Genomic DNA, 21,448 nt, shown 5'->3' on the forward strand with positions numbered 1-21,448 from the left:
ATCAGTTGGCTCCTGCGGGTGCGGTCGAGATGATGGAAGGTGAGGGCGATGCGGGGGGCGGAACCGTGGGCGCGCTGCGAGGCACGCTCGCAGCGAGAATCTTGCAGTCGTCGTGACGCCAGGCCACCTCGATGGTGTCGCCGGCGGAAGGCAACGCGTGGCGTTGCGTGTTGGGCACCTTCGCGACGAGCGCATCGCGCGATCCGAGCGTCAAATGCACGCGATGATGATCGCCGCAATACACGAGCTCCTGCACGCGCGCGCGCACGACATTGCTGTGCGCATCCGCTTGCGTGCCCTCGGCGCTGTGGATATGCGCGCGTTCCGGGCGTAGCGCGAGCATCGCTTCGGCGCCTTCGCTCAGACCCTGTTCGCAGCGTCCGCGAATGATGCTGCCATCGGAGAGCGCGAGCGTCGCCCAGCCGTCGTTCACGGTGACGACGCGTCCGCGCAGGCCGTTGTTCTCGCCCACGAAGTTCGCGACGAACGCGTTGCTGGCGTTCTCATATAGCTCCGTGGGCGATGCAGCCTGCTGAATCTTGCCATCGGAGAAGACCGCGACGCGATCCGACATGGTCAGCGCTTCGGCCTGATCGTGCGTCACATAGACGATGGTGAGCGACAGTTCGCGATGCAGCCGCATGATCTCGTACTGCATGGTTTCGCGCAGGCGCTTGTCGAGCGCGCCGAGCGGCTCGTCCATGAGTACGACGCTCGGCTCGAACACGAGTGCGCGCGCGAGCGCGACGCGCTGCTGCTGTCCGCCCGAAAGCTGCGCCGGACGCCGGTTCGCCAGATGCGGCAACTCGATCATCTCCAACGCACGCTTTACGCGCGCTTTCTGTTCGGCGCGGCCCACGCGTCGCACGGACAACGGAAACGCGACGTTCTCCGCAATCGTCAGATGCGGAAACAGCGCGTAGTTCTGAAAGACCATGCCGATGTCGCGCTGATGCGGCGGCTTGTCGTCGAGGCGTCGTCCATCGAGACGAATCTCGCCTTGCGTGGGCGACTCGAATCCGGCGAGCATCATGAGCGTCGTCGTCTTGCCCGAACCCGACGGACCGAGCAGCGACAGGAATTCGCCCTTTCGCACATCAAGGTTCAAGTCATCGACGACGTAATTCGCGCCGTCGTACGACTTGCTCACGCCTGAGAACGAAATGAAGGATGGGTTTGACATCGTGATAGCGTCCTGACGGAAGTGCTTCGATTAGCGCGCGGCGAGCTTCGACGCGAGATATCGGGCGAAGTCATAATTCGGGCGTTCGAGATGGCTCAGGTGACCGGGCTTCGCGAGCGGCGCATTCACGCCGCGAAACACCGCTTCCACGCCGCGTTTGTCTTCCGCGTTCACTTCGTCGAGCAGGGTCTTGAGCGTCGCCATGTGCGCGTTGGCTTCCGGGTCGGCGATAAATTCAGGCGCGAGCCCGCCGCCGAAGCGGATATGCACGCGGCCCACGCCACGCGGCTGCAAGACGAGATACCAGAAGTAACCCGGCGTGAGCGTGATGAGATGTGTCGGATAGATCGCGAGCAAGGCCGTGGTCTTGCGCCAGTGGCCGGTCAGCCGGTTGTTATCCGGATGCGCATTGCCAATGGGAAGTGATGCTTCCTTGGTGATCCAGTGATAGTTGAATGCGGGATAACCCGGCGGGCATTCCATTTCTTCGAGGCGCGAATGGGGCCCGACCGTTGCGCGATGCAGCATCGGCAGGTGATAACTTTCCATGAAGTTCTCGGCGAGGATCTTCCAGTTGGTGTCCCAGACGTGTTCTTCATGGAAGGTTTCGATGTAATCGGTCATGCCGTATGCATCGATCAATTCGCTCAATTGCGCAAGTTGCTGATGCACCGGTTGCGCCTTCTGATCGAGTGTCACGTATATCCAGCCTTGCCATTCTTCGCAGCGAACGGCCGGCAGCTTATAGCTTTCCTTGCAGAATCCGGATTGCTGTTCCATGAGCGGCGCACCCTTCAGCCCGCCGTCAAGTCCGTAATTCCACGCGTGATACGGACAGATGATCCGACGTATGTTGCCGCGCCCTTCGAGCAGCACCGACATACGATGCAGGCATACATTCGACATCGCGCGCAGGCCCATTTGCTCGTCGCGCAGCACCACGATCGGCTGATTCGCGATGCTCGCGGTCAGATAGTCGCCGGGTTTGCCGAGCGAGCTCGCGCGGCCCACGCACTGCCATTCTTTCGAGAAGATCTCCCGCTCTTCCAGAGACAGGAATTCGGCTGATGTGTACACGCCAGGAGGCATCGCGCGCGCATCGCCGAATGATCGCTCGCAGTTGGTCGCGAGTTCGTCGAGCAAAGCGTGTATTGCGGCTTGCCTGGTGGGGTTTTCCATGAGACGGCTCCTGAAGCAGGGTGCGGTTACGCTGGCGGGAGATCGGCGCATTCGTCGCATCGACTGGAGTTAATCTACCAAGCCAAATTACAAGTCAAAATATTGTTTTCGGATGCTAAAGCAAGCTTATGGCTATGCAAGGCGCGAAAGTCTCTCTATTGCAGGCGCGTGTCACGTGTCGAGCTTGAGACGCCGTATATAGCTTTCGCTGAAGGAAGAGAATCGCGACACCAGTTGACGCGGCTTCATCGTTTTCGATTGAGCGATACCGAGCGTCGTCGCGTTGACGTTATCCCTAAAGTGCTTAATCACGAATTCGCCGCCGTCCACGGTGCGCGTCGAACTCAGTGGGAAGTTCAGGATGCTGTAACCGAGCCCGTTCGCCACCATGCCGCGCACCACTTCCGGTTGCGAAGAACGAAACGCAGGGACAGGGCGGCTTCCCACGGCATCGAACAGCGCCGCGAAGTAATCGCGGCTGTGCGGCAGGTCCAGCATCACATACGGTTCGTCTATCAGATCTTGCAGCGATACCTTTCGCGCGCGCGCCAGCCGGTGCGTCGCGGGAAGAATCGCGTACGGTGGCAAGGAAAGCAAAGGCGTGAAGGCGATGTCTTCGGTCAGATCGAGGCTGTAGGTGAGGGCGATATCGAGCGAACCGTCGTGCAAGCCTTTAAGCAGTTCATCCTGATGCGCCTCGATGGTGCGAAAGCTTATTCCGCCGTGCTCGCTCGTGAATCGGCTGATCAATCCGGGCATTAACGGCGGCGCGAGCGAGACGAGGCAGCCGAGCGCTATCGATCCCGTCATGCCGCCGTCCATTTCGGTGGCGGCCATTTGCAGTTCTTCCGCGAACTTCAGGAGATTGCGCGCCTGCCCGAGAAGATCTCGCCCCGCCTGAGTCAGCGACAGTCCACTCGCGTGATGCCGGATGAACAACTGCACGCCGAACGAGATCTCGAGATCGGCCAATGCGGTCGAGATGGACGGCTGCGAAATATGCAGGCGTCTCGCCGCGGCCGTGAAAGACAGCACTTCCGCCGTCACCACGAAGTATCGCAACTGACGCAGTGAGTAACGCAACGGCTGATTTTCCATGGGCTTGGTTCCCGGTTGACGGCGTCAGATGGATCGCATTGTGAAGTGATCAAAAATGACTGCATAGGTAGAACCGATGCTCTGCATTTTTTTAATATATTTTTCGGATTCTGCAAGCGAGCGTAGATTGCTATCCGAAAGCACACGCATGGTGCACCGAAGCCGCAAAGGGCCAAAGGGATCGCACACCGAACTCCGCTTCTTCGAAGGACTCACCCATGACAGTCGAAACAAAGGCAATTGACACGCTCGTTGTGGGCGCCGGGCAGGCTGGCATCGCCATGAGCGAACATCTGAGCAGGATTGGCGTTCCGCATATCGTGCTCGAGCGCGATCGCATCGCCGAACGCTGGCGCACGGGCCGGTGGGACTCGCTCGTTGCCAACGGACCGGCATGGCACGATCGTTTCCCGAATCTCGAGTTCGCGGATGTGGATCCCGATAGCTTTGCGGGCAAGGAACAGGTCGCCGAATACTTCGTCGCCTATGCGAAGAAGTTCGAAGCGCCGATTCGAACCGGCGTCGAAGTGAAGCGAGTCGTTCGCAATGTCGGACGGCCAGGTTTTACCGTCGATACGTCTGATGGAACCTTCGAAGCGAATCGCGTGGTTGTTGCAACGGGACCGTTCCAGCGCCCTGTGATTCCGCCGATCGCGCCGAAAGCCGCCGCGCTCACGCAGATTCATTCCGCAGACTATCGCAATCCACAGCAATTACCCGAAGGCGGTGTGCTGGTTGTCGGCGCGGGATCGTCGGGCGTGCAGATCGCGGATGAATTGCATCGCTCGGGCCGGCGCGTGTATCTCTCGGTGGGCGCGCACGATCGTCCGCCGCGTGGTTATCGCGGACGCGATTTCTGCTGGTGGCTCGGCGTGCTCGGCGAATGGGATGCGGAAGTCATGAAGCCCGGACGCGAACACGTGACGATCGCGGTAAGCGGCGCGCGCGGCGGCCATACGGTCGATTTCCGGCGACTCGCGCATCAGGGCATCACGCTGACTGGTCTGACGAAATCGTTCGACGATACGCGCGTCACTTTCGAAGCCGATCTCGCCGATAACATTCGTCGCGGCGACGAGAACTATCTGTCGCTGCTCGATGCCGCCGATGCCTACGCACAACGCAATGGTCTCGATCTTCCCGAAGAGCCCGAGGCGCGCAATATTCCCGAAGATCCGGACTGCATGAAGCATCCGCTGCTCGAACTCGATCTGGCTAAGGAAGGCGTGACGTCGATCATCTGGGCAACCGGTTATGCGGTCGATTTCACCTGGCTGCAAGTCGATGCATTCGATGAAAAGGGCAAGCCGAAACATCAGCGTGGCGTGGCGAAAGAGCCGGGCATCTATTTCCTCGGCTTGCCGTGGCTGTCGCGCCGTGGTTCCGCCTTCATCTGGGGCGTGTGGCACGACGCGAAACATGTTGCGGATCACATCGCCACGCAGCGCAAGTACCACGCTTATTACGATGAGCCACATCGTCCGGTGGACGAGAAGCGCGTGGAAAGCGTCGAGAGTGCGCCGGATGCATCGCGTGTTCACACGGTCAGCGAGATGGGCGTCAACTGATTAACAATCCATTCAGAATCCAGCATCAAGGTGCATTCGATGAGCCAACCCACGCATACCCGTATCCGCATGTTCAACACGAAGGATACGTACCCGAATCAAACGCTCGATAACGATCTTTGCCAGGCGGTGCGCGCGGGCAATACCGTTTATGTGCGCGGTCAGATCGGCACGGACTTCGACGGCAATCTCGTCGGTCTCGGCGATCCGCGCGCGCAGGCCGAGCAGGCCATGAAGAACGTGAAGCAGTTGCTCGAAGAAGCGGGGAGCGATCTGTCGCACGTCGTGAAGACGACGACCTATCTCACCGACGTGCGCTTTCGCGAGCCGGTGTATCGCGAAGTCGGCAAGTGGCTGAAGGGCGTGTTCCCCATTTCGACGGGACTCACCGTCGTCGCGCTCGGACAGCCGGAATGGCTGATGGAGATCGACGTGATCGCCGTCATCCCCGATGGATGGACGCCGCCTCAGGCTTGAGCCCAAGAAGGAGCGCACATGACTTTTTCTATCGTCGGACGATGTGAAGAGACCGGGCAACTCGGCATCGCGATCAGTTCATCGAGCATCGCAGTGGGCGCGCGTTGTCCTTGGGTGCGCGCGGGCGTCGGCGTGGTCGCGACGCAGAACGTGACGCTGCCCGCGCTTGGCTCGATGATCCTCGATCATATGGAACGCGCGAAACTCGATCCTGCCGGAGCGCTCGATCGCGCGCTGCGCGAGAGTGAATGGAACGAGTATCGGCAAGTGACGGTGGTCGATGCGCAGGGACGTACCGCGTTCTTCAGCGGCAAGCAGGCACTCGGAACCTATCACGCGGTCGCGGGCAAGCAGTGCGTCGCGGCGGGCAACATGCTCGCGGGCACGCACGTGATCGAAGCGATGATTCCCGCGTTCGAGAACGCCTCGGGTCATCTCGCGGATCGCTTGCTCGCGGCGATGCACGTGGCAATCGCGGCGGGCGGCGAAGCAGGACCGGTGCACTCGGCGGCGCTGAAGATCGCGGGCGAGCAAAGCTGGCCGCTCGTCGATCTGCGTGTCGACTGGGCGGATGATGATCCCATCGGCAAGCTCGATGGATTGTGGCAAGCGTATAAACCGCAAATGCAGGACTACGTGACGCGCGCCTTGAACCCGACCGCCGCGCCGAGCTACGGAGTGCCGGGCGATGAATGACATGACGAGCCGCGATCTGCTCGAACGGCTGATCGGTTTCGCGACGGTCAGCCGCGATTCGAATCTGAAGCTGATCGAGTTCATTCGCGATTACCTCGTGCAATTCGATATCGAATGCGAACTGTTCTATAACGCGGAGCGCACGAAGGCGAATCTGTTCGCGACCATCGGACCGCGCGATCGTGGCGGCATCGTGTTGTCGGGTCATACGGATGTCGTGCCCGTCGATGGACAAGCGTGGACCGTCGATCCGTTCAAGCTGAGCGAGAAGGAAGGACGGCTCTACGGACGCGGCGCGGCCGATATGAAGGGCTATCTCGCATCGGTATTGGCAGCGGTGCCGTTGTTCGTCGAACGTGAGCTGAAGATACCGGTGCATCTCGCGTTCTCCTTCGACGAAGAAGTCGGATGCCTCGGCGTGCGGCCGATGCTCGCGGAACTGGAGAAGCGCACATACAAGCCTTTGTTATGCCTCATCGGCGAGCCGACCGAATTGAAACCCGTGCTCGGCCATAAAGGCAAACTCGCGATGCGCTGTCAGGTGAAAGGTGCGCCTTGTCATTCCGCCTATGCGCCGTATGGCGTGAACGCGATTCAATATGCGGCGCGGCTTATCAATCGTCTGGAAGAAATCGGCGAACGGCTCGCGCAACCCGAGCATCACGACGAGCGCTTCGATCCGCCGTATTCGACGGTGCAGACGGGTGTCATCAAAGGCGGCCGCGCGCTCAACATCGTGCCGGCGGAATGCGAGTTCGACTTCGAAGTGCGAGCGCTGCCGGGCTTCGACGCGAACGAAGTCGCCGACGATTTGCAATCGTACGCGCAAGCCGCATTGCTGCCGAAGATGCGCGCAGTGAAACATGATGTGGATATCCGTCTCGAACCGCTATCCGCCTATCCGGGACTCGCCACGCCGCCTGACAGCGAGGCGGCGCGCATTCTGGCGGCGCTTTGCGGCTCGGACGAGTTCGGCACCGTCGCGTTCGGAACGGAAGGCGGACTGTTCAATCACGTCGGCATTCCGACGGTCGTTTGCGGTCCGGGCAGCATGGATCAAGGGCATAAACCCGACGAGTATGTGACGATCGAACAACTTCGAGATTGCGATGCGATGATGGAGCGCGTCGCACGGTACGCCGCCTCTGGCGCCTTCTGATGCCTCTTGCTCTGAAGTCCCGCAGTAGACACCGGCACAAGAATTGACTAAATTCGTAGGACCGACCGATCCGAGAGGGATAAGGCGGCGTGATGCCTTGGAGCGAGATCATGTGTGGCAACGATCTTCCTTCTCGTGTGCGGGGACGGGAGCTGCCCGACGCGAAGAATGCCCGCCGAGAACGCGCTTCGGAAAAAGGAACCGATTTACCGCGGACGGCAGGGGAATGGGCGCTGGCCATTGCGCTGCCAGTTGGCGCAGCACTCTTGATTGTCCTCGCAAAGCTATGGGTGTCCCGCTAGCCTATGGCTGAAGAGCGCCCGATGTGCGCTGCACGCACTGCTTCTACACCAAGGCCGTTCAAATCGACCCGCGCCGTGTATTCGGTAAGGATCCCCAGGTTCGCGCGCCGACGGAACTGGCATCGAGCGACACCAGCGAATGGCTAGCCATTACGCGACGACAGTTCGTGATGCCCCTGTATGCCCGCAAAGAACGGATGCTTATCGGCCTCGATGGCATCGGCGATCGAGCCGCTCTCGTCGTGCGCGATGCGGCTTCTTCCGTGGATCGCCATCTTCGAGTGGAGACTGCCATGAGAACGACGCAGCAGATGAGCATCACTCTGCCCAACGAGACAGCCGATTCTGTTCCCACAAAAGTTGCAAGCGGCGACTACGCGTCAGATAGCGAGGTACTGAGAGACGCACTTCGCGCGCTGCGCGAGCGCGACGCTATACTCACGCCCGCAGAAAATAACAATCGAGGCAACAACAATAACGAGGGGTCGTATGGCACGCGCAGCTGTGATGCATCGCTTCACCCAGGGAATTGTAAAGGGCATCGTAGTCAGTGGACTGGCATTCGCATTGGTCGGCTGCGGCGGCGGATCGAGCAGCACCAGCGGATCGAGCAGCACCAGCCCGCCATCACAGCCTCCCGTCGGCCTCGTCTCAGTCGTTCCCAATACGAGCAGCGCCACGCAGCCGCCCTCCAAGCTGAGTGCAAGTTTCGCCGTCAATGTAACGTCAGTGGGCCCGACGTTTGTTCAGGTTACGGGCACATGCAGCACCTTGCCCACGGTCACCACATCGATCAGCGCGGGTGTCGTGACCGTTGCGCTGGCAGGTGGCGACTGCCTGCCGGGCCAGACCCTCACCCTCACGGTTGACCCGTCTCAGGTCATCTTGGCGTCGCCGGTCCAACAGGTCGGTGCAGTGTGGACCCAGACGTACACTGTCCCGCTTACGAAGCAAAACGTCGGCGGCACCGTAACGGGGTTGGTCGGCACTGCGGTGCTGGCGGACAACGGCACTGACCTGCTCACACTGACCGCGAACGGCAGCTTTGTCTTTCCGACTCAAGTCCAACAGAACAGCCCGTATGCCGTGACCGTGCGCTCGCAGCCGACCAACCAAACTTGCTCTGTCAGCAGCGGGACCGGTACGGTCGGTGGCAGCGCGGTGAAGAGCGTGCAGGTGAACTGCTCGAACAACGCCATGACCGTAGGTGGCACGGTGACTGGCCTGACTGGCACGGTGGTGCTCCAGAACAACGGCGGCGATAACCTCACGCTGATCGCAGAGGGTCCCTACACCTTTGCGACGCCCGTGGCGAACGGTAGCCCGTACGCGGTGACCGTCCTGACCCAGCCAAGCGGTCAAGTATGCATCGCGCAGAACGCGTCAGGCACGATGGGAGGCGCCAACATCACGAACGTGAATCTGACCTGCGTTGCGCCGACTTCGCTCAGTGTCACAGCGCCCGCAACTGCGGTCATCCCAGTTGGTACCGGCACCCCTGGCACACTGACCGTCAACAATACCGGAAATCAGCCCGCGCTCAATGTGAGGGTCGCGCTACCGTCGGGCTGGACTGGTGTAACGCAGGATGCATCAGGCTGCACGAACGTCGCAGTCGGCGGCAATTGCATCATCTCGCTGACCTCGACATTGCCCTACATCGCACAGGGCGGCATCAGCGTCACGGGTGATAACGTCAATTCGCCGGGAACCGCCGCGCTGGCTACCAGCATCGCGGGCTTTCAAGTGTTCTCGATCGACAGCCCTTCGACGGCGACGGTCATCGATTCGACCGATTCGGCATCTGTGGTCTGGGGTACCGGCGGACTGGCAACGAACGCGCAGAGCTTGACGGACGGCGCTGCGAACACGAACACGATTGTCAACGCAGACCCAGGCGGCGCCGCGGCAGCGGCTTGCGCCAACGATACCTCCGGAGGAAGCCTGCCCGGCACTTGGTATCTTCCCGCCATCTGCCAAATCGACGGCTCCAGTTCTCTAGCAGGCTGCGCCGCGGGCACCGCAAACATCAAGGACAACTTGACTGCGTTTGGTTTCGGCGGACTCGATACGCATCGCGCTATCTATTGGTCTTCAACTGAAAATTCAGCTTCACCGACAAGTGCGGCTTGGGGCTACCGGCCGCTTGGGCGAAGAGCGCAAAGTGCTCTCAAAGGCATCAGCGCCCCGGCTCGGTGCGTGCGTTCGATCAACTACTGACACATGATGGCTGGCGGCTGCGCGACTGGCAGCATATTCGCACTTCGTCGGTCGGGAAGAGCCCTCGATTACCCTTGGCCAACGCTGACGTTTGATCATGCCAACCGCGTGGGGCTTGGCTCCTAAGCCTGTCGGCGATCTGCGCGATGAGTGACTGAAACGAAGGCGCGAGCAACCTTGGCCGCGCGCGTCGCGCCACGCTTCATGAACCGATAGAATCGATCGAAGCGCCCACGAAGCGCGCGGCGCGAGTTCACCACGAAGGACCAAAAGCACATGAAGCCTCGGCACGGAGCGAACGAAGGCGGCGCCCGGCCCATTCCGCTGCCGCGCCGTCGCGGCCTGATTTTCCCGGCCATCGCGTGGTCCGGATTTTCATCGGCGTTGGCGTCGATCGTCGTCGGCGGATATCTGCAAGCTTCGCTCGGCACGCTCGACGCGCTCTTCGCCGCCGTCCTTGGCAACTGGATTCTCTTCATCTACTCGGCCGCGATCGGTTTCGCCGCCGGGCGTTGGGGCCTGAGCTCGCAGCTCGTTCTCGAAGCCGTGTTCGGCCGCTGGGGCGCCGTGGTTCCGGGCGCGCTGCTGGGAACGCTCGTCACCGGCTGGTACGCGTTTCATGTCGCGCTGACGGCGGCGATTCTCTTCGCCGGGTTGCATGTGCCGATGAGCCCGACGTCCGCCATCTGCATCATCGGCGTGCTCTTTGCGGTTCCCGCGATCGTGCGCGTGAGCCACGGTTTCAACATGACGGCGATGGCCATACCGGCCATGACACTCTTCGCCATCCTCGTTTTCGGCCACCTTCTCGTGCCGAAACTCACCGTGCTGCTCGACGGTCCCATCGGCGGCGCATTGCCTTTCGGCACCGGCGTGTGCGTCGCATTCGGCACGTTCGTCGTCAGCGGCACCATGACCGGCGATATCGTGCGTTATTGCCGTACCGGCAATGAAGCCGTGCAGGCCACCGCGTACGGATTTCTGTTGTCCAATCTGCCGTTCCTCGTTCTCGGCGTCTTCATCGCGGCCGCCGGCATCCGCGTCATCGATCTTTTCGCGCCGGGCAACGCGCTCGGCCGGGTATTGCTGCTGCTCGCGGTCGTTTCGAACTGGACCACTTCCGATGCCTGCCTGACCAACGCCGGCGTGACGTTCAACAGTGCTTTCCCGCGCTTGAGCTGGGTCACGGTATCCGTGTCGGCGATGCTGCTCGGGATCGTGCTGGCCGTGACGAACACTGTCGGCGACGTGTCGAGCTGGACGCTGCTGCTGACGGCGCTCGCCGCGCCCATCGGCGGGGTGATCATCGCCGATTACTACGTGCTGCGCGTGCGCGTCGGGTTCTCACGCACACGCGGTGCGCCGGTCAACGCCGCCGCGCTGCTCGCCGCGGCGGCGGGCATCGCCATCTCTTTCGCATGCGAGCGCCTCGCGCCCGGCGCAGTCACGCCGCTGGTCAGTGCGCCGGCTGCCGGCTGCTTTTATCTGCTGCTCGCGCGTGTCGCTCCGCATCGGCTGGGCGCCGACTTCGGCCGCGTGACCGCCGGCGCGGAAGCGCTGGACTGACGCGCATGTTCGGCCTGCGCTCGCGAACGCTCACGCCACGGCCGCCCGCCGAAGCGCGCACGGCGATGGTCGTGATCGTGCTGATATCGTCGCTGGCCTTTCTGCTGTTTCAGGCGCGCAAGGACGCACTCGACAACTTGCTGCGGCACGAGGCGCGCCTCGCGATCCAGTTCGCGACTGCCGCGAACCACGCGGACCTCGCGCCTCGCCCCGTGCAGTGGCTCGACAGGGGCGAGCCACTGTCCGCGAATGCGGTTGCGGGCATCGCGGCGTGGCCGCGGCAGACGACGGTCATCATCCGGGCGCCATTCGATTGCGCTCAGGATTCCCCTTGCCGCGATCTGATCAACGGCGAGTCGAGCCCGGAAGACACGAAGGGCCGTTTCGTGATCCGCGCCGGCATGCTTTTCGCGTCCATTCACGGCGACGGGATCGCGGCCGTCTCGACCGCGCCGCTGACCGCATTGGCGGCGGGCTTGCCGGGCCGCCTGTCGATGGACATCGTGGGCGTGTTCTTTCTCGGGTGTCTGCTGCTCCTCGTGCGCGAGAGCCGGCTCAGCGACTACTCCGTGCACCGGCTGCTGGATGCCTCGCCGGTTCCGCTGCTGTTGAGCGATGCAATCGGGCACATCGAGTTCGCGAACCGTCAGGCGCTCGAACTCTTCGTCGGCGAGGCGCCCGGCTCGCTGGCCGAACTGGAAAGCGCATTGCGGCGTGAGGCGCATCTGTACGCCTGGATTACGTCGGGGCAGGACACGGCCGGCACGATCGAAACCGCCGAGTTCGAAACCGTTGCTCGCCCGGACGCGGTTCGTCACCTTCTGGTGTCGAGGCAATCGCTGCTGGTGAGATCGAGGCGGGTGATCATCGCGAGCGTGGCCGACATCACCGTGCGGCATCAGGCGCAGACCGCCCTGCTGGAAGCGAAGAACGCCGCCGAAGCGCTCGGGCGGATGAAGTCCGAATCGCTCGCGATGATCAGCCACGAGCTCAGAACGCCCGTGAACGGCGTGCTCGGTCTCGCGCAATTGCTCGAGCGCCATGACCTGCCCGAAGGCGCCGCGCAGATCGTGCGCCGCATGATCCAGGCGGGCCGGACGCTCGCGGCGATCATCAACGATATCGTCGATCTGGCGTTGCTGGAGGTGCGGCAGGTCCGTCTCGAGCCGCGCCGCTTCGACATCCGCGAAACGCTCACGGGCGCGGCGACGCTGGCGAGCGCCGCGGCGACGGCGAAGGGGCTGCTTGTCCGCGTCACCACGCTCGCGCCGCTGCCGCCTGCCGTGTATGGCGATCCGGCGCGGCTGCAGCAAATCGTCATCAATCTGGTCAGCAACGGCATCAAGTTCACGGAAGCGGGGCATATCGAAGTGAAGATCGATGTGGCAGGGCGCCGCGACGATGCCATCGACATCGTCATCGAAGTGGCCGACACGGGCATCGGCATCGCGCCGGAAATCATCCCGCGTCTGTTCCAGCCGTTCTCGCAGGCGGAAACCGGGCGCGAGAAGCGCTTCGGCGGCACCGGACTGGGACTCGCGATCAGCAAGGGCCTCGCCGAAGCGATGGGCGGCACGATCTCCGTGCGCAGCGAAGTGGGGCGCGGCTCGACGTTCATCGTGCGGCTGCCGTTCGCGCTGGCGCAGGGCGAAGAGAGCGGCCCCAAGGGCGCGTTAGCCTCGCGCGTGCTCGTGGTCGATGACGTCGCGCTCAATCGCGACATCGTGGCCGAGTTGCTGAGCGCTGAGGGATGCAGCGTCACATCGGCGGCGTCCGGTCAGGAAGCGCTGGAGATTCTCGAGACGAAGCAGTTCGATCTCATCCTGATGGATATTCGCATGCCGGTGATGGATGGCCTCGCCGCGACCGCCGCCATTCGCGCGAAGGAGGGCGCGCACAGGCACGCCGGCCCGATTCTCGGCCCGATTCTCGGCCTGACCGCGAATCCGTTGCCGACGGAGCGTCCGCTGTATCTGTTGCGCGGCCTCGACGGCGTGATCGATAAACCCGTCGACGTGGACAAGCTGCGCGTCGCGCTGCGAGCACTCTCGCAGCCGGCGCAAGCGGCGGACGTGAACGAGGCCCCGCGCATCCGCGAGTTGCGTCAGTCTCTCGGAGACGAGCGTACCGTGCGTATCGTGCGTGCATTCGCGCAGACGGCGCGCGATGCGCTCGAAGGCATCGCCACGGGCTGCGCCCACGGCAACTTCGCGGATGTCGTCGAGCACGCGCACAAGCTCGCGGGCGCGGCCGCGAATCTGCGCTTCGAAGCGCTCGCGGACGCTGCGTCGGCGCTCGAACGCATCGCGGAGGCGGGCGGCGCGCTGGAAGTCGCGGAGGCCGCGTCGACGGTCGTGACGTTCTACCGCGACGCGGAGCGATATGTGCGCGTGTCTTTGTCGTCGTCGTCGCCGGCCGGTCCGGCGAACAGATATCCGGTGCCGTGAACCGTCTTGATCAGATGCGGATTGTCGGGGTCCGTTTCGATCTTGCGGCGCAACCGCCGCACGAGCGTGTCGATCGTGCGGTCCATCGATTCGAAACGCTTGCGCCGCGTCGCCGAAATGAGGCGCTCACGTGACATGACCTGGCCCGCGTTACGCACGAGCACGGTAAGCAGATCGAATTCGGCGTGGTCAGCGGCACGGTCCGGCCGGCGGCGTCGGTCAGGATGCGCGAGCGCGTATCGAGCAGGAACTGACCGAACGCGAGCATCGACGACGCGGAGAGCGATGCGCTGCGGCTATGCCCCACGCGGCGCAGCAGATTGCGCACGCGCGGCAGCAGCTCGCGCTCGTCGACGGGTTTCGCGATGTAATCGTCCGCGCCGTACTCGAGGCCGAGTATGCGATCGACCTTGTCGTTGCGGCCGGTGATCAAAATAATGCCGATCTCGGATCGGGCGCGCAGCTCGCGCGTGAGCGAGAGACCGTCGCGTCCCGGCAGGCGGATATCGAGCAGAACCAGGTCCACGGGTTTCATGCGCATCACGCGGTCGAGCTCGTCGGCGTCGGCGGCGCAATCGATCTGATACCCCTCGCTTTCCAGGAAGCCTTCCAGCGTTTCGCGGATGGACGGATCGTCGTCCACCACGGCGATGCGCTCGCCGCTTTTCGTCCGCTGCATGCCGTGTCTCCCTGAGTGCCGCTCGCGCGGCGCCGCGTCGCGATCCGTCGTTTGTTCACAAATTTTAACAAACAGCCATAGCTTGTTCAATTGACATGGCAGACGCGTTCACATCATCGCCGGATAGTGAGGCCACCAGCGACACTTCAACAGGAGACGGAGATGGACCTGCAAAAGCAAATCTGTGGCATGGACGCGGTCGCGCTTGCCAAGGCGGTAAGAACGAGGGAGCTATCGGCGGTCGAAGTCGTCGATGCGCATCTCGCGCGGATGGACGCGGTCGAGCCGTCGATTCATGCGTTCTGCACCGTGACGGCGCAATGCGCCCGGGACGCGGCGCGCGAGGTGGACGCGCGCATCTCGCGCGGCGACGAGGTCGGCGTACTGGCGGGCGTGCCGGTCGGCATCAAGGATCTGGTGTGCACGGCGGGCATCCGCACCGCGTCGGGCTCGCCGGCCTACAAGGACTTCGTGCCCGACGAAGACGATGTCGTAGTCGAACGCCTGAAGAAAGCGGACGCGATCATCGTCGGGAAGACCAACGTGCCGGAGTTCGGCTATAGCGGCGTTGGTCACAACCCCGTCTTCGAAACCACGCGCAATCCGTGGAATACGGCGATGACGCCGGGCGGTTCCAGCGCCGGCTCCGGCGCGGCCGTGGCGAGCGGCGAGGTGCCGTTCGCGATCGGCAGCGACGGTGGCGGCTCGATCCGCATTCCGTCGGCGCATTCGGGCATCTACGGCATCAAGCCGTCGATGGGCCGCGTGCCGCTGTATCCCGGCTGCCGCGACGAGCGCTATCCGGGCGTGTCGAGCTGGGAGAGCCTGGAGCATCTCGGCCCGATGAGCCGCACCGTCGCCGACAGCGCGCTGATGCTGTCCGTGATCGCCGGTCCCGATCCGCGCGATCGCCACTCGCTTCCGCACGCCGGGTTCGACTGGATGAAGGCGCTCGACGGCGATCTCAAGGGCTTGCGCGTCGCCTATAGCCCGGACTGGGGCTACGCGGCAGTCGATCCGCAAGTGCGCAAAGTGGTGGATGAGGCCGTGCGCGTGTTCGAGCGCGACCTCGGCTGCACGGTCGAAGTCGCTCACCCGGGCTGGAGCGATCCGTTCGACGCGTTCTGGGCCATCGTCGCGATGGACACCGATCTCAAAGGCATGCGCGCGATGGTCGAGCAATACGGCGAACAGATGTCGCCGCATCTCGTTGCCTTCCTGAATCATCCGTGGAGCGCGGAAGACTTCACCAACGCCAGCGTCACGCGCAAGGCGCTCGTCAACCGGATGTGGCGCTTCATGGCGAACTACGACCTGCTGCTTACGCCGACGCTGTCGGTGCCGCCGTTTCCCGTACACATGCAGGGCCCGGAAATCATCGATGGACGAATGGTCGCGCCGACGCAGTGGCTCTCGTTCACCTATCCGATCAATCTGACCGGGCAACCGGCCGCATCCGTGCCCGCCGGATTCACGACCGACGGCTTGCCGATCGGGCTGCAGATCGTCGGCCGGCATCTGGATGACCCGCTCGTGCTGCGCGCTTCCGCGGCATTCGAGAAGGCGCGGCCGTGGCGTCAGGCATGTCCGCCGTTGCTGAAGGAACTCGGGCTCGCCAACTGAAACCAGTCACGCTGACAAGGGGAACATCATGAGCAGTTCGACCGAGCAACACGGCGTCGACGAAGAGTTCGAGCATCAACCCGTCCCGCTTTCGCATCGTCATTCGCTGTCATCGGTGGCCGCGGTCTGGTTCGGCTTTCCGATGATCATCACCAACGCTGTGTTCGGCGGCGTCATCGCCTACAACCTGGGGTTCGTGCGCGCGCTGATCGCCATTTCGATCGGCAACGCGATCCTGCTCGCCTATGTGGGCACGCTCAGCTTTATCGCGGGGAACACGGGCCGCAACTTCGCGCTTATGGCGGAGCGCACGTTCGGCAAAAAGGGCTATGTGATCACGTCGGGCTTTCTGGCCACTGTCGTTGTCGGCTGGTATGCGTTCCAGACCGGGCTCACCGGCACCACGGTGCACGCGTCGTTCGGCTGGAACGAAACGGCGACCATCGTCGGCGCGACGCTGCTCTTTACGGCGGTGACCTACATGGGCATCCGCGCGCTGTCGATCGTCGGCATGATCGCGGCGCCGATGTACGTGATCCTCGCGGTCGTCGCGCTCGTGATGATCGGCGCCGATCATCCGCTCTCGTCCGTGCTGACTTACGACGGCGCGGGCGCTGCCAGCGTGATGTCGTTCGGCGGCGCGGTGACGCTCGTGGTCGCGACCTTCGCGGATTCCGGAACGATGACGGCCGATTTCACGCGCTGGGCTCGCGACGGCAGGAACGCGGTCTATGCGACGCTGACTGCGTTCCCGTTCGCGAACATGATCGCGCAACTGGTCGGCATGGTGATCGTCTGCGCGGGTGCCGCAGCCGCGCCCGCGACGAGCGGCGGCGACTTCATGCCGGTGCTGACGAGTCATGGCGGCGCGCTGTCGGTCATCGCGCTCGTGTTCGTGTTCGTGAATCTGGGCTCGGTGTGCACGCATTGCCTGTACAACGGCGCGGTGGGCTGGGGACGCATCGCGAAGCGCAGGATGCGCACGATGACGATCGCGCTCGGGCTGCTGGGCGGCGTAGTGGCGGTAGCGGGCGTGTGGAGCCTTTTCCTGAACTGGCTGAACCTGCTCGGCGTGTTCGTGCCGCCGATCGGTGCGGTGATCATCGTCGACCAGTTGATGATTCGCCATTACGCGGTCGATGAGGACGTGCCGAACTTCCGCGGCACTGCGTTCCTGGCATGGGCGTGCGGAGCAGTCGTCGCGATCTGCGTGCACGAAATGGCGCCGTGGTTTCCCGAGGCTGTTGCGGGCATGCTGTCGGGTGGTCTCACGTACTTCGCGTTGTCGCAGAAATCGAAACGCGTCGTGCGCCGGGAGGATGGGACTGCTAACACGTAGGTGCGCCGAAGAGCGGTCGCCGCGCCGGACGAAGTCGGTCCGCGCGGCGATCATCGAACGATTTTGGATGCGCCAGTCGAGGCACGCGGCTGTGACTACGCCTTGGCGCGTTTGCGAGCTGTGCGCGTAACCGCTGGCGCCTCAGCGCGCGCGCATTGCTGGATCACGCGCTGAAGATGATCCGGACCCGCCGTAATCGCGCTAAGCAACGTCATCAGGACGAAGTCGATCAACTTCGGTATTGCGACTTTGGTGTCCGCCCGCGGCGCGCGGTTCGACAGGATCAGCGTGGCGAGACCATGTTCCATGCTCCACGCGGCATGGGTCACGAGTTTGAGGTCGGCCTGCGACCAGCCACTCTCGATGGCTAGCGCCTCGATCGTGTCGGAGAACAACCCGAAAGACCGGTTACTTTCGTCAGTGAGTTCCGGATACGCCTGATGCGCCGCGATGCGAGGCCCGATCATCAGACCGAACAGCCCATTGTGGCGCTGCGCGAACTCAACGTACACCCGCATCATCCGGTACGCTTTGGAAAGCGCCGTATCCTCGCTGTCGCGGATCGCAACGCGCAGCGCAGCGAGATCACGATAACCACTCGCCGCGATCGTGGCCAGCAGCTCGTCGATACCCGCGAAATGCCGCGAGGGCGCGGCCTCCGATACGCCCACCATGCGTGCGAGGTAACGAAGGCTCAGGTCTTGCACGCAGCGCGCGCTTCGCGGAGCGAAACCGGACATTTCTAACGAGCCCAAACGCGACATTTCTTATATGGTCGCCGCCCATTTGCAAGGTAATTGTTCGTAGCGAGGAGGGTGGTTGCAGACTTATATCCGGACTCGATCGCGGGCATGCCCGCCGGCCCCGATGGATTTCGCCGCAAAGGGTCCTAATCTAAAAGGCGGACTCGAAGTCCGAGAAATGTCTCAGGCTTGCCTTTGCGCGGTCCAACCTGTCTTGCCATCGTTCAATCTACCTGTGCAACGGTGGATAAGTTTTAAGTTGCGTAGCTTGCTTACTGCTGTGGTGAGGCTTGATACGTTCGTCCATACGCAAGCAGCGCCCAAATCGTTCGTGCCATCTTGTTGGCGAGAGCGACAGCAACGACGTTCGTCGGACGCCGGGTCAACATCAGGCGCAATCGCTCCGGCAAATGCCTTGAGCTTGAGATCACCGCTCGAGCTCCGTGAATCAGCAGCGTTCGCAAATAGACGTCACCGCGTTTGCTGATGCCTCCAAGCTTCGTTTTGCCTCCGGAGCTATTCTGTCGCGGCACCAGACCAAGATAGGCAGCGAACTCGCGTCCGGAGCGGAACGACTTCGCTTGTCCGATTACCGATACCGCAGCGGTCGCGGTAAGCACACCAACGCCGGGAATTTCGGAGATCCGGCGACATGCGTCGCCGTTGCGCCGCCATTCCTGAATGCGACGTTCGAGCAGTTCGATCTGCTCGTCGAGCGTACGAAGTCGCGAGAGTTGATCTTGCAGACTTTCCGTCAGCATGACGGGAAACTGGTCAGCTAGTGACGTCAGGGACGCTTTCGCAGCCTCAATGGATGGGCGACGGCCTTGCGGCAGTACGATGCCGAACTCGTAGAGCAATCCACGAAGCTGATTGATGTGCATGACGCGAATCCGGACCAGTTGCTGACGGATCCGGTGCATCGTCAGCATGGCCTGCTGATCTTCGGTCTTGACTGCGACGAACCGCATGCCAGGGCGCTGGGCGGCTTCCCAGATTGCGGCGGCATCAGCCGCGTCGTTCTTGTTCGACTTCACAAACGGTCGTACGAACTGGGCCGCTATGAGCCGCACGTCGTGGCCGAGGCGTGCCAGAGTTCGGGCCCAATGATGAGCACTGCCACAAGCTTCCATGACGACGCGGCATGCCGGCCGGTTCGCAAAGAACGGCACGAGCTGCGCACGTTTGAGCGCCTTGCTGTAAATCGCGCCGGTCTGAGGATCGACGTAGTGAATCTGGAAAACGCGCTTGGTCAGATCGATGGCAATGGTCGTGGATTCCATCTGGTTCTCCTTGACGGCGAACACACCGAACCAGCAATGTCGCACGCTCCAGTCAACCGAACTGCGGCGACGGATGACCGCTAAGGCGGGAGGCGACCATTCCATCTAAAAAGCTCTAACATAAATGTCACGGCCATATCAAGATGTCGTAGCGGCAGCCATTTAGAAATGTCGTGTTTCGAGGGTTAAGAGATTCGTTTGCAGTGGGTTCCAGCTCACGCCGTGTCGAAGCGTTGAGTCTGAACCGGCAAGACGCTTACGGCTATTGCACTGTCCTTGGCAGACCGACGGCCAGGTTTGCGGGACTGCTGAGCGAGCGGCCTACTTTGCGCAAGATCCAGAATCACCTGTTCGATATCGGCCTGCGTGAAGTCTCGCTGCTTCTTCTTGCCAGGCTGAAGTGCGTTTCGGCGGGTTCGAGTCGAATCGCCGCGATGGGTTCGAGAGGGCGCTTTACCGATCGGACTGTTGTCGCGCTGCGCTTGAATGGCTTGCGCGACTTGCAGCGCATGACCCAGGCGCTTGTGCTCGACCACGGCGCCTTGGTCGATTTCTGCCAACCGATCGTACTGCCTGCTGGGCAACATACGACCGTCGGCCCGGATTTCGATGCGCCCATCCGGGTACTCCCATACCTCGATATAGCGGTCGATCAGCTTGCGGTTCTGGGGCGTGTCCTCCAGCAAATACATCACGCGATCGTATTGCACCGTGAGCGACTTCGTCACTTTGCGCGGCTCGCGCCACGTCAGAACCAGATCAAGACTCTCGTCGGCCCGCAGCGGCCGGTGAGTATCGAACGCGCTTCTCGGTGGCTTGGCAAAGCGCGCGTGGTAGGCGGCCATGAAGCAGGGCGCATACGCATTGGCGTCTGCTACCGTGTTGATGCCGCGCAGGCGCAACTCCTTGACCAACCGGTCCTGCAAGGTCAGATGCGCACGCTCCACGCGGCCCTTGGCGGGGCTCGAATTGGCGCAGAACACGTCGATGTTCAGCTCGTACATCGCACGGCCGAACGGCGTCACTCGGCTTCCCGTTTTACCCGGGCTCACATTGCGAAACACGCTGGCGCGGTCACTGTAGAACGCAACGGGCTTGCCGTGGCGCTCGATGTACGCACGCGTCGCCTCAAAATAGCTGAAGGTCGATTCGGTCGCGGTGAAATGCAGTTGCATCAGCCGGCTTGTCGCGTCGTCCACGTACACCAGCAGCATGCATTGCGGCGCCCGGTCTTCAAACCACCGATGCTCACTGCCGTCGATCTGAATCAGCTCACCCAGACACGCACGCCGGGCGCGCGGCTGATACACCTTGGGCGGGCGCTGCCGGCGCGGTACCCACAGGCCCGCATCCGTCATGAGCTTCCTGACGGTTTCCTTGGCCAACCGGATGCCGTGGCATTCCCATAGCTTCTCGCAGGCCAGGGTCGGCCCAAAATCGGCATAGCGCTCGCGGATGATCGTCAGCGCGCGCCGCGCCAATTCCACCTCCAGCCGCCGGTTGCCCGGGCCACCCCGTTTGCGCGAGATCAGGCCTGCCGCGCCCGACTCCCGGTATCGAATCACCAGCCGCTCGATCTGCCGTACCGTCAGGCCCAGGCGTTCAGCCGCACGTCCGGGCTTCAGCCCCATGTCTACCACGGCCTGGATCACCTTCAGACGGTCGAGTTCGCGCATGCTCAATGTCACCAGTGTCGCTCGTTGCATCGCCAGCTCCGAGATCCCGCAAGGAACCGACAAGCATATCGAACCCAAAACACGACATTTCTATCTGGCTAGAACGCGACATTTCTATAAAGCTCCAACAAGTAATGTCACGGCCAGATTGAAATGTCGTAGCGGCAGCTAAATACAGATGTCGTACTTGTTCTGTGTTTGGTTCTCACA

17 protein-coding genes and 2 pseudogenes are annotated in these 21,448 nt (G+C 62.5%); 10 read left to right on the forward strand and 9 right to left on the reverse strand.

Translation table 11 applies throughout. The features are described from left to right. Nucleotide 1: 1 nt before the first annotated feature. The 3 genes from AWB70_RS18100 to AWB70_RS18110 all read right to left on the reverse strand — a co-directional run bounded on the left by AWB70_RS18100 (nucleotide 2) and on the right by AWB70_RS18110 (nucleotide 3,460). On the reverse strand, nucleotides 2-1,183 hold the full coding sequence (locus tag AWB70_RS18100) for an ABC transporter ATP-binding protein (protein ID WP_014193275.1): 1,182 nt from the start codon (nucleotides 1,181-1,183) through the stop codon (nucleotides 2-4). A gap of 30 nt (nucleotides 1,184-1,213) precedes the next feature. Continuing rightward, nucleotides 1,214-2,362: an SRPBCC family protein gene (locus AWB70_RS18105; protein ID WP_053570388.1), complete on the reverse strand. Its 1,149-nt coding sequence runs from the start codon at nucleotides 2,360-2,362 to the stop codon at nucleotides 1,214-1,216. 171 nt (nucleotides 2,363-2,533) lie between these two features. Continuing rightward, nucleotides 2,534-3,460, reverse strand: coding sequence for a LysR family transcriptional regulator (locus AWB70_RS18110; protein ID WP_014193273.1), 927 nt, complete (start codon nucleotides 3,458-3,460; stop codon nucleotides 2,534-2,536). 218 nt (nucleotides 3,461-3,678) lie between these two features. Here AWB70_RS18110 and AWB70_RS18115 point away from each other — a divergent pair, with 218 nt between their 5' ends. From AWB70_RS18115 to argE, 4 genes are read left to right on the forward strand one after another with little or no spacing between them, the layout of a single operon-like run. Further along, nucleotides 3,679-5,028, forward strand: a complete 1,350-nt coding sequence (locus tag AWB70_RS18115) for a flavin-containing monooxygenase (protein WP_053570387.1) — start codon at nucleotides 3,679-3,681, stop codon at nucleotides 5,026-5,028. A 39-nt stretch (nucleotides 5,029-5,067) separates the two neighbouring features. Then, the gene (locus AWB70_RS18120; protein WP_045457163.1) at nucleotides 5,068-5,505 is read left to right on the forward strand and encodes a RidA family protein; all 438 of its coding nucleotides are present in this window, start codon (nucleotides 5,068-5,070) and stop codon (nucleotides 5,503-5,505) included. A gap of 18 nt (nucleotides 5,506-5,523) precedes the next feature. Further along, complete coding sequence (locus AWB70_RS18125; RefSeq protein WP_053570386.1) at nucleotides 5,524-6,201, forward strand: DUF1028 domain-containing protein; 678 nt, start codon at nucleotides 5,524-5,526, stop codon at nucleotides 6,199-6,201. Continuing rightward, nucleotides 6,194-7,360 carry an acetylornithine deacetylase gene (gene argE / locus AWB70_RS18130; protein WP_053570385.1) on the forward strand — a complete coding sequence of 389 codons (1,167 nt, stop codon included), beginning with the start codon at nucleotides 6,194-6,196 and terminating at the stop codon, nucleotides 7,358-7,360. The genes AWB70_RS18125 and argE overlap by 8 nt, the downstream gene beginning before the upstream one ends. 445 nt (nucleotides 7,361-7,805) lie before the next feature. On the opposite strand, the gene AWB70_RS39540 is transcribed toward argE, so the two are convergent. Then, nucleotides 7,806-7,937, reverse strand: coding sequence for a hypothetical protein (locus tag AWB70_RS39540; protein WP_268760621.1), 132 nt, complete (start codon nucleotides 7,935-7,937; stop codon nucleotides 7,806-7,808). Between the two features lie 18 nt (nucleotides 7,938-7,955). On the opposite strand from AWB70_RS39540, the pseudogene AWB70_RS18135 reads away from it, so the two are divergent. The 4 genes and pseudogenes from AWB70_RS18135 to AWB70_RS18150 form a co-directional block, all read left to right on the forward strand. Then, a pseudogene (locus AWB70_RS18135) lies at nucleotides 7,956-8,093 on the forward strand (ribbon-helix-helix domain-containing protein); the annotation flags it as partial. 58 nt (nucleotides 8,094-8,151) lie between these two features. After that, complete coding sequence (locus AWB70_RS18140) at nucleotides 8,152-9,882, forward strand: Lcl C-terminal domain-containing protein (RefSeq protein ID WP_053570384.1); 1,731 nt, start codon at nucleotides 8,152-8,154, stop codon at nucleotides 9,880-9,882. Between the two features lie 276 nt (nucleotides 9,883-10,158). Beyond that, complete coding sequence (locus AWB70_RS18145; protein ID WP_053570383.1) at nucleotides 10,159-11,448, forward strand: purine-cytosine permease family protein; 1,290 nt, start codon at nucleotides 10,159-10,161, stop codon at nucleotides 11,446-11,448. 5 nt (nucleotides 11,449-11,453) lie between these two features. Next, on the forward strand, nucleotides 11,454-13,895 hold the full coding sequence (locus AWB70_RS18150; RefSeq protein WP_053570382.1) for an ATP-binding protein: 2,442 nt from the start codon (nucleotides 11,454-11,456) through the stop codon (nucleotides 13,893-13,895). Here AWB70_RS18150 and AWB70_RS39715 read toward each other — a convergent pair. Both AWB70_RS39715 and AWB70_RS39720 read right to left on the reverse strand, forming a co-directional pair. Then, entirely contained in the window at nucleotides 13,811-14,032 is a 222-nt protein-coding gene (locus tag AWB70_RS39715) for a winged helix-turn-helix domain-containing protein (RefSeq protein WP_235024281.1), read from the reverse strand. The two genes, AWB70_RS18150 and AWB70_RS39715, sit on opposite strands and share 85 nt — an antisense overlap. Before the next feature lie 248 nt (nucleotides 14,033-14,280). Then, nucleotides 14,281-14,574, reverse strand: a pseudogene (locus tag AWB70_RS39720) (response regulator); the annotation flags it as partial. A gap of 162 nt (nucleotides 14,575-14,736) precedes the next feature. On the opposite strand from AWB70_RS39720, the gene AWB70_RS18160 reads away from it, so the two are divergent. Both AWB70_RS18160 and AWB70_RS18165 read left to right on the forward strand, forming a co-directional pair. Beyond that, entirely contained in the window at nucleotides 14,737-16,197 is a 1,461-nt protein-coding gene (locus AWB70_RS18160) for an amidase (protein WP_053570381.1), read from the forward strand. Between the two features lie 28 nt (nucleotides 16,198-16,225). Further along, entirely contained in the window at nucleotides 16,226-17,536 is a 1,311-nt protein-coding gene (locus AWB70_RS18165) for a purine-cytosine permease family protein (RefSeq protein WP_053570380.1), read from the forward strand. 95 nt (nucleotides 17,537-17,631) lie between these two features. On the opposite strand, the gene AWB70_RS18170 is transcribed toward AWB70_RS18165, so the two are convergent. The 3 genes from AWB70_RS18170 to AWB70_RS18180 form a co-directional block, all read right to left on the reverse strand. Continuing rightward, nucleotides 17,632-18,243: a TetR-like C-terminal domain-containing protein gene (locus tag AWB70_RS18170; protein WP_235024282.1), complete on the reverse strand. Its 612-nt coding sequence runs from the start codon at nucleotides 18,241-18,243 to the stop codon at nucleotides 17,632-17,634. A 308-nt stretch (nucleotides 18,244-18,551) separates the two neighbouring features. Beyond that, nucleotides 18,552-19,562 carry an IS110 family RNA-guided transposase gene (locus AWB70_RS18175; RefSeq protein WP_060854120.1) on the reverse strand — a complete coding sequence of 337 codons (1,011 nt, stop codon included), beginning with the start codon at nucleotides 19,560-19,562 and terminating at the stop codon, nucleotides 18,552-18,554. Between the two features lie 215 nt (nucleotides 19,563-19,777). Then, complete coding sequence (locus AWB70_RS18180; protein ID WP_053570378.1) at nucleotides 19,778-21,268, reverse strand: ISNCY family transposase; 1,491 nt, start codon at nucleotides 21,266-21,268, stop codon at nucleotides 19,778-19,780. Nucleotides 21,269-21,448: the final 180 nt, after the last annotated feature.

Source organism: Caballeronia cordobensis (genome assembly GCF_001544575.2).
Classification (GTDB): Bacteria; Pseudomonadota; Gammaproteobacteria; order Burkholderiales; family Burkholderiaceae; genus Caballeronia; species Caballeronia cordobensis.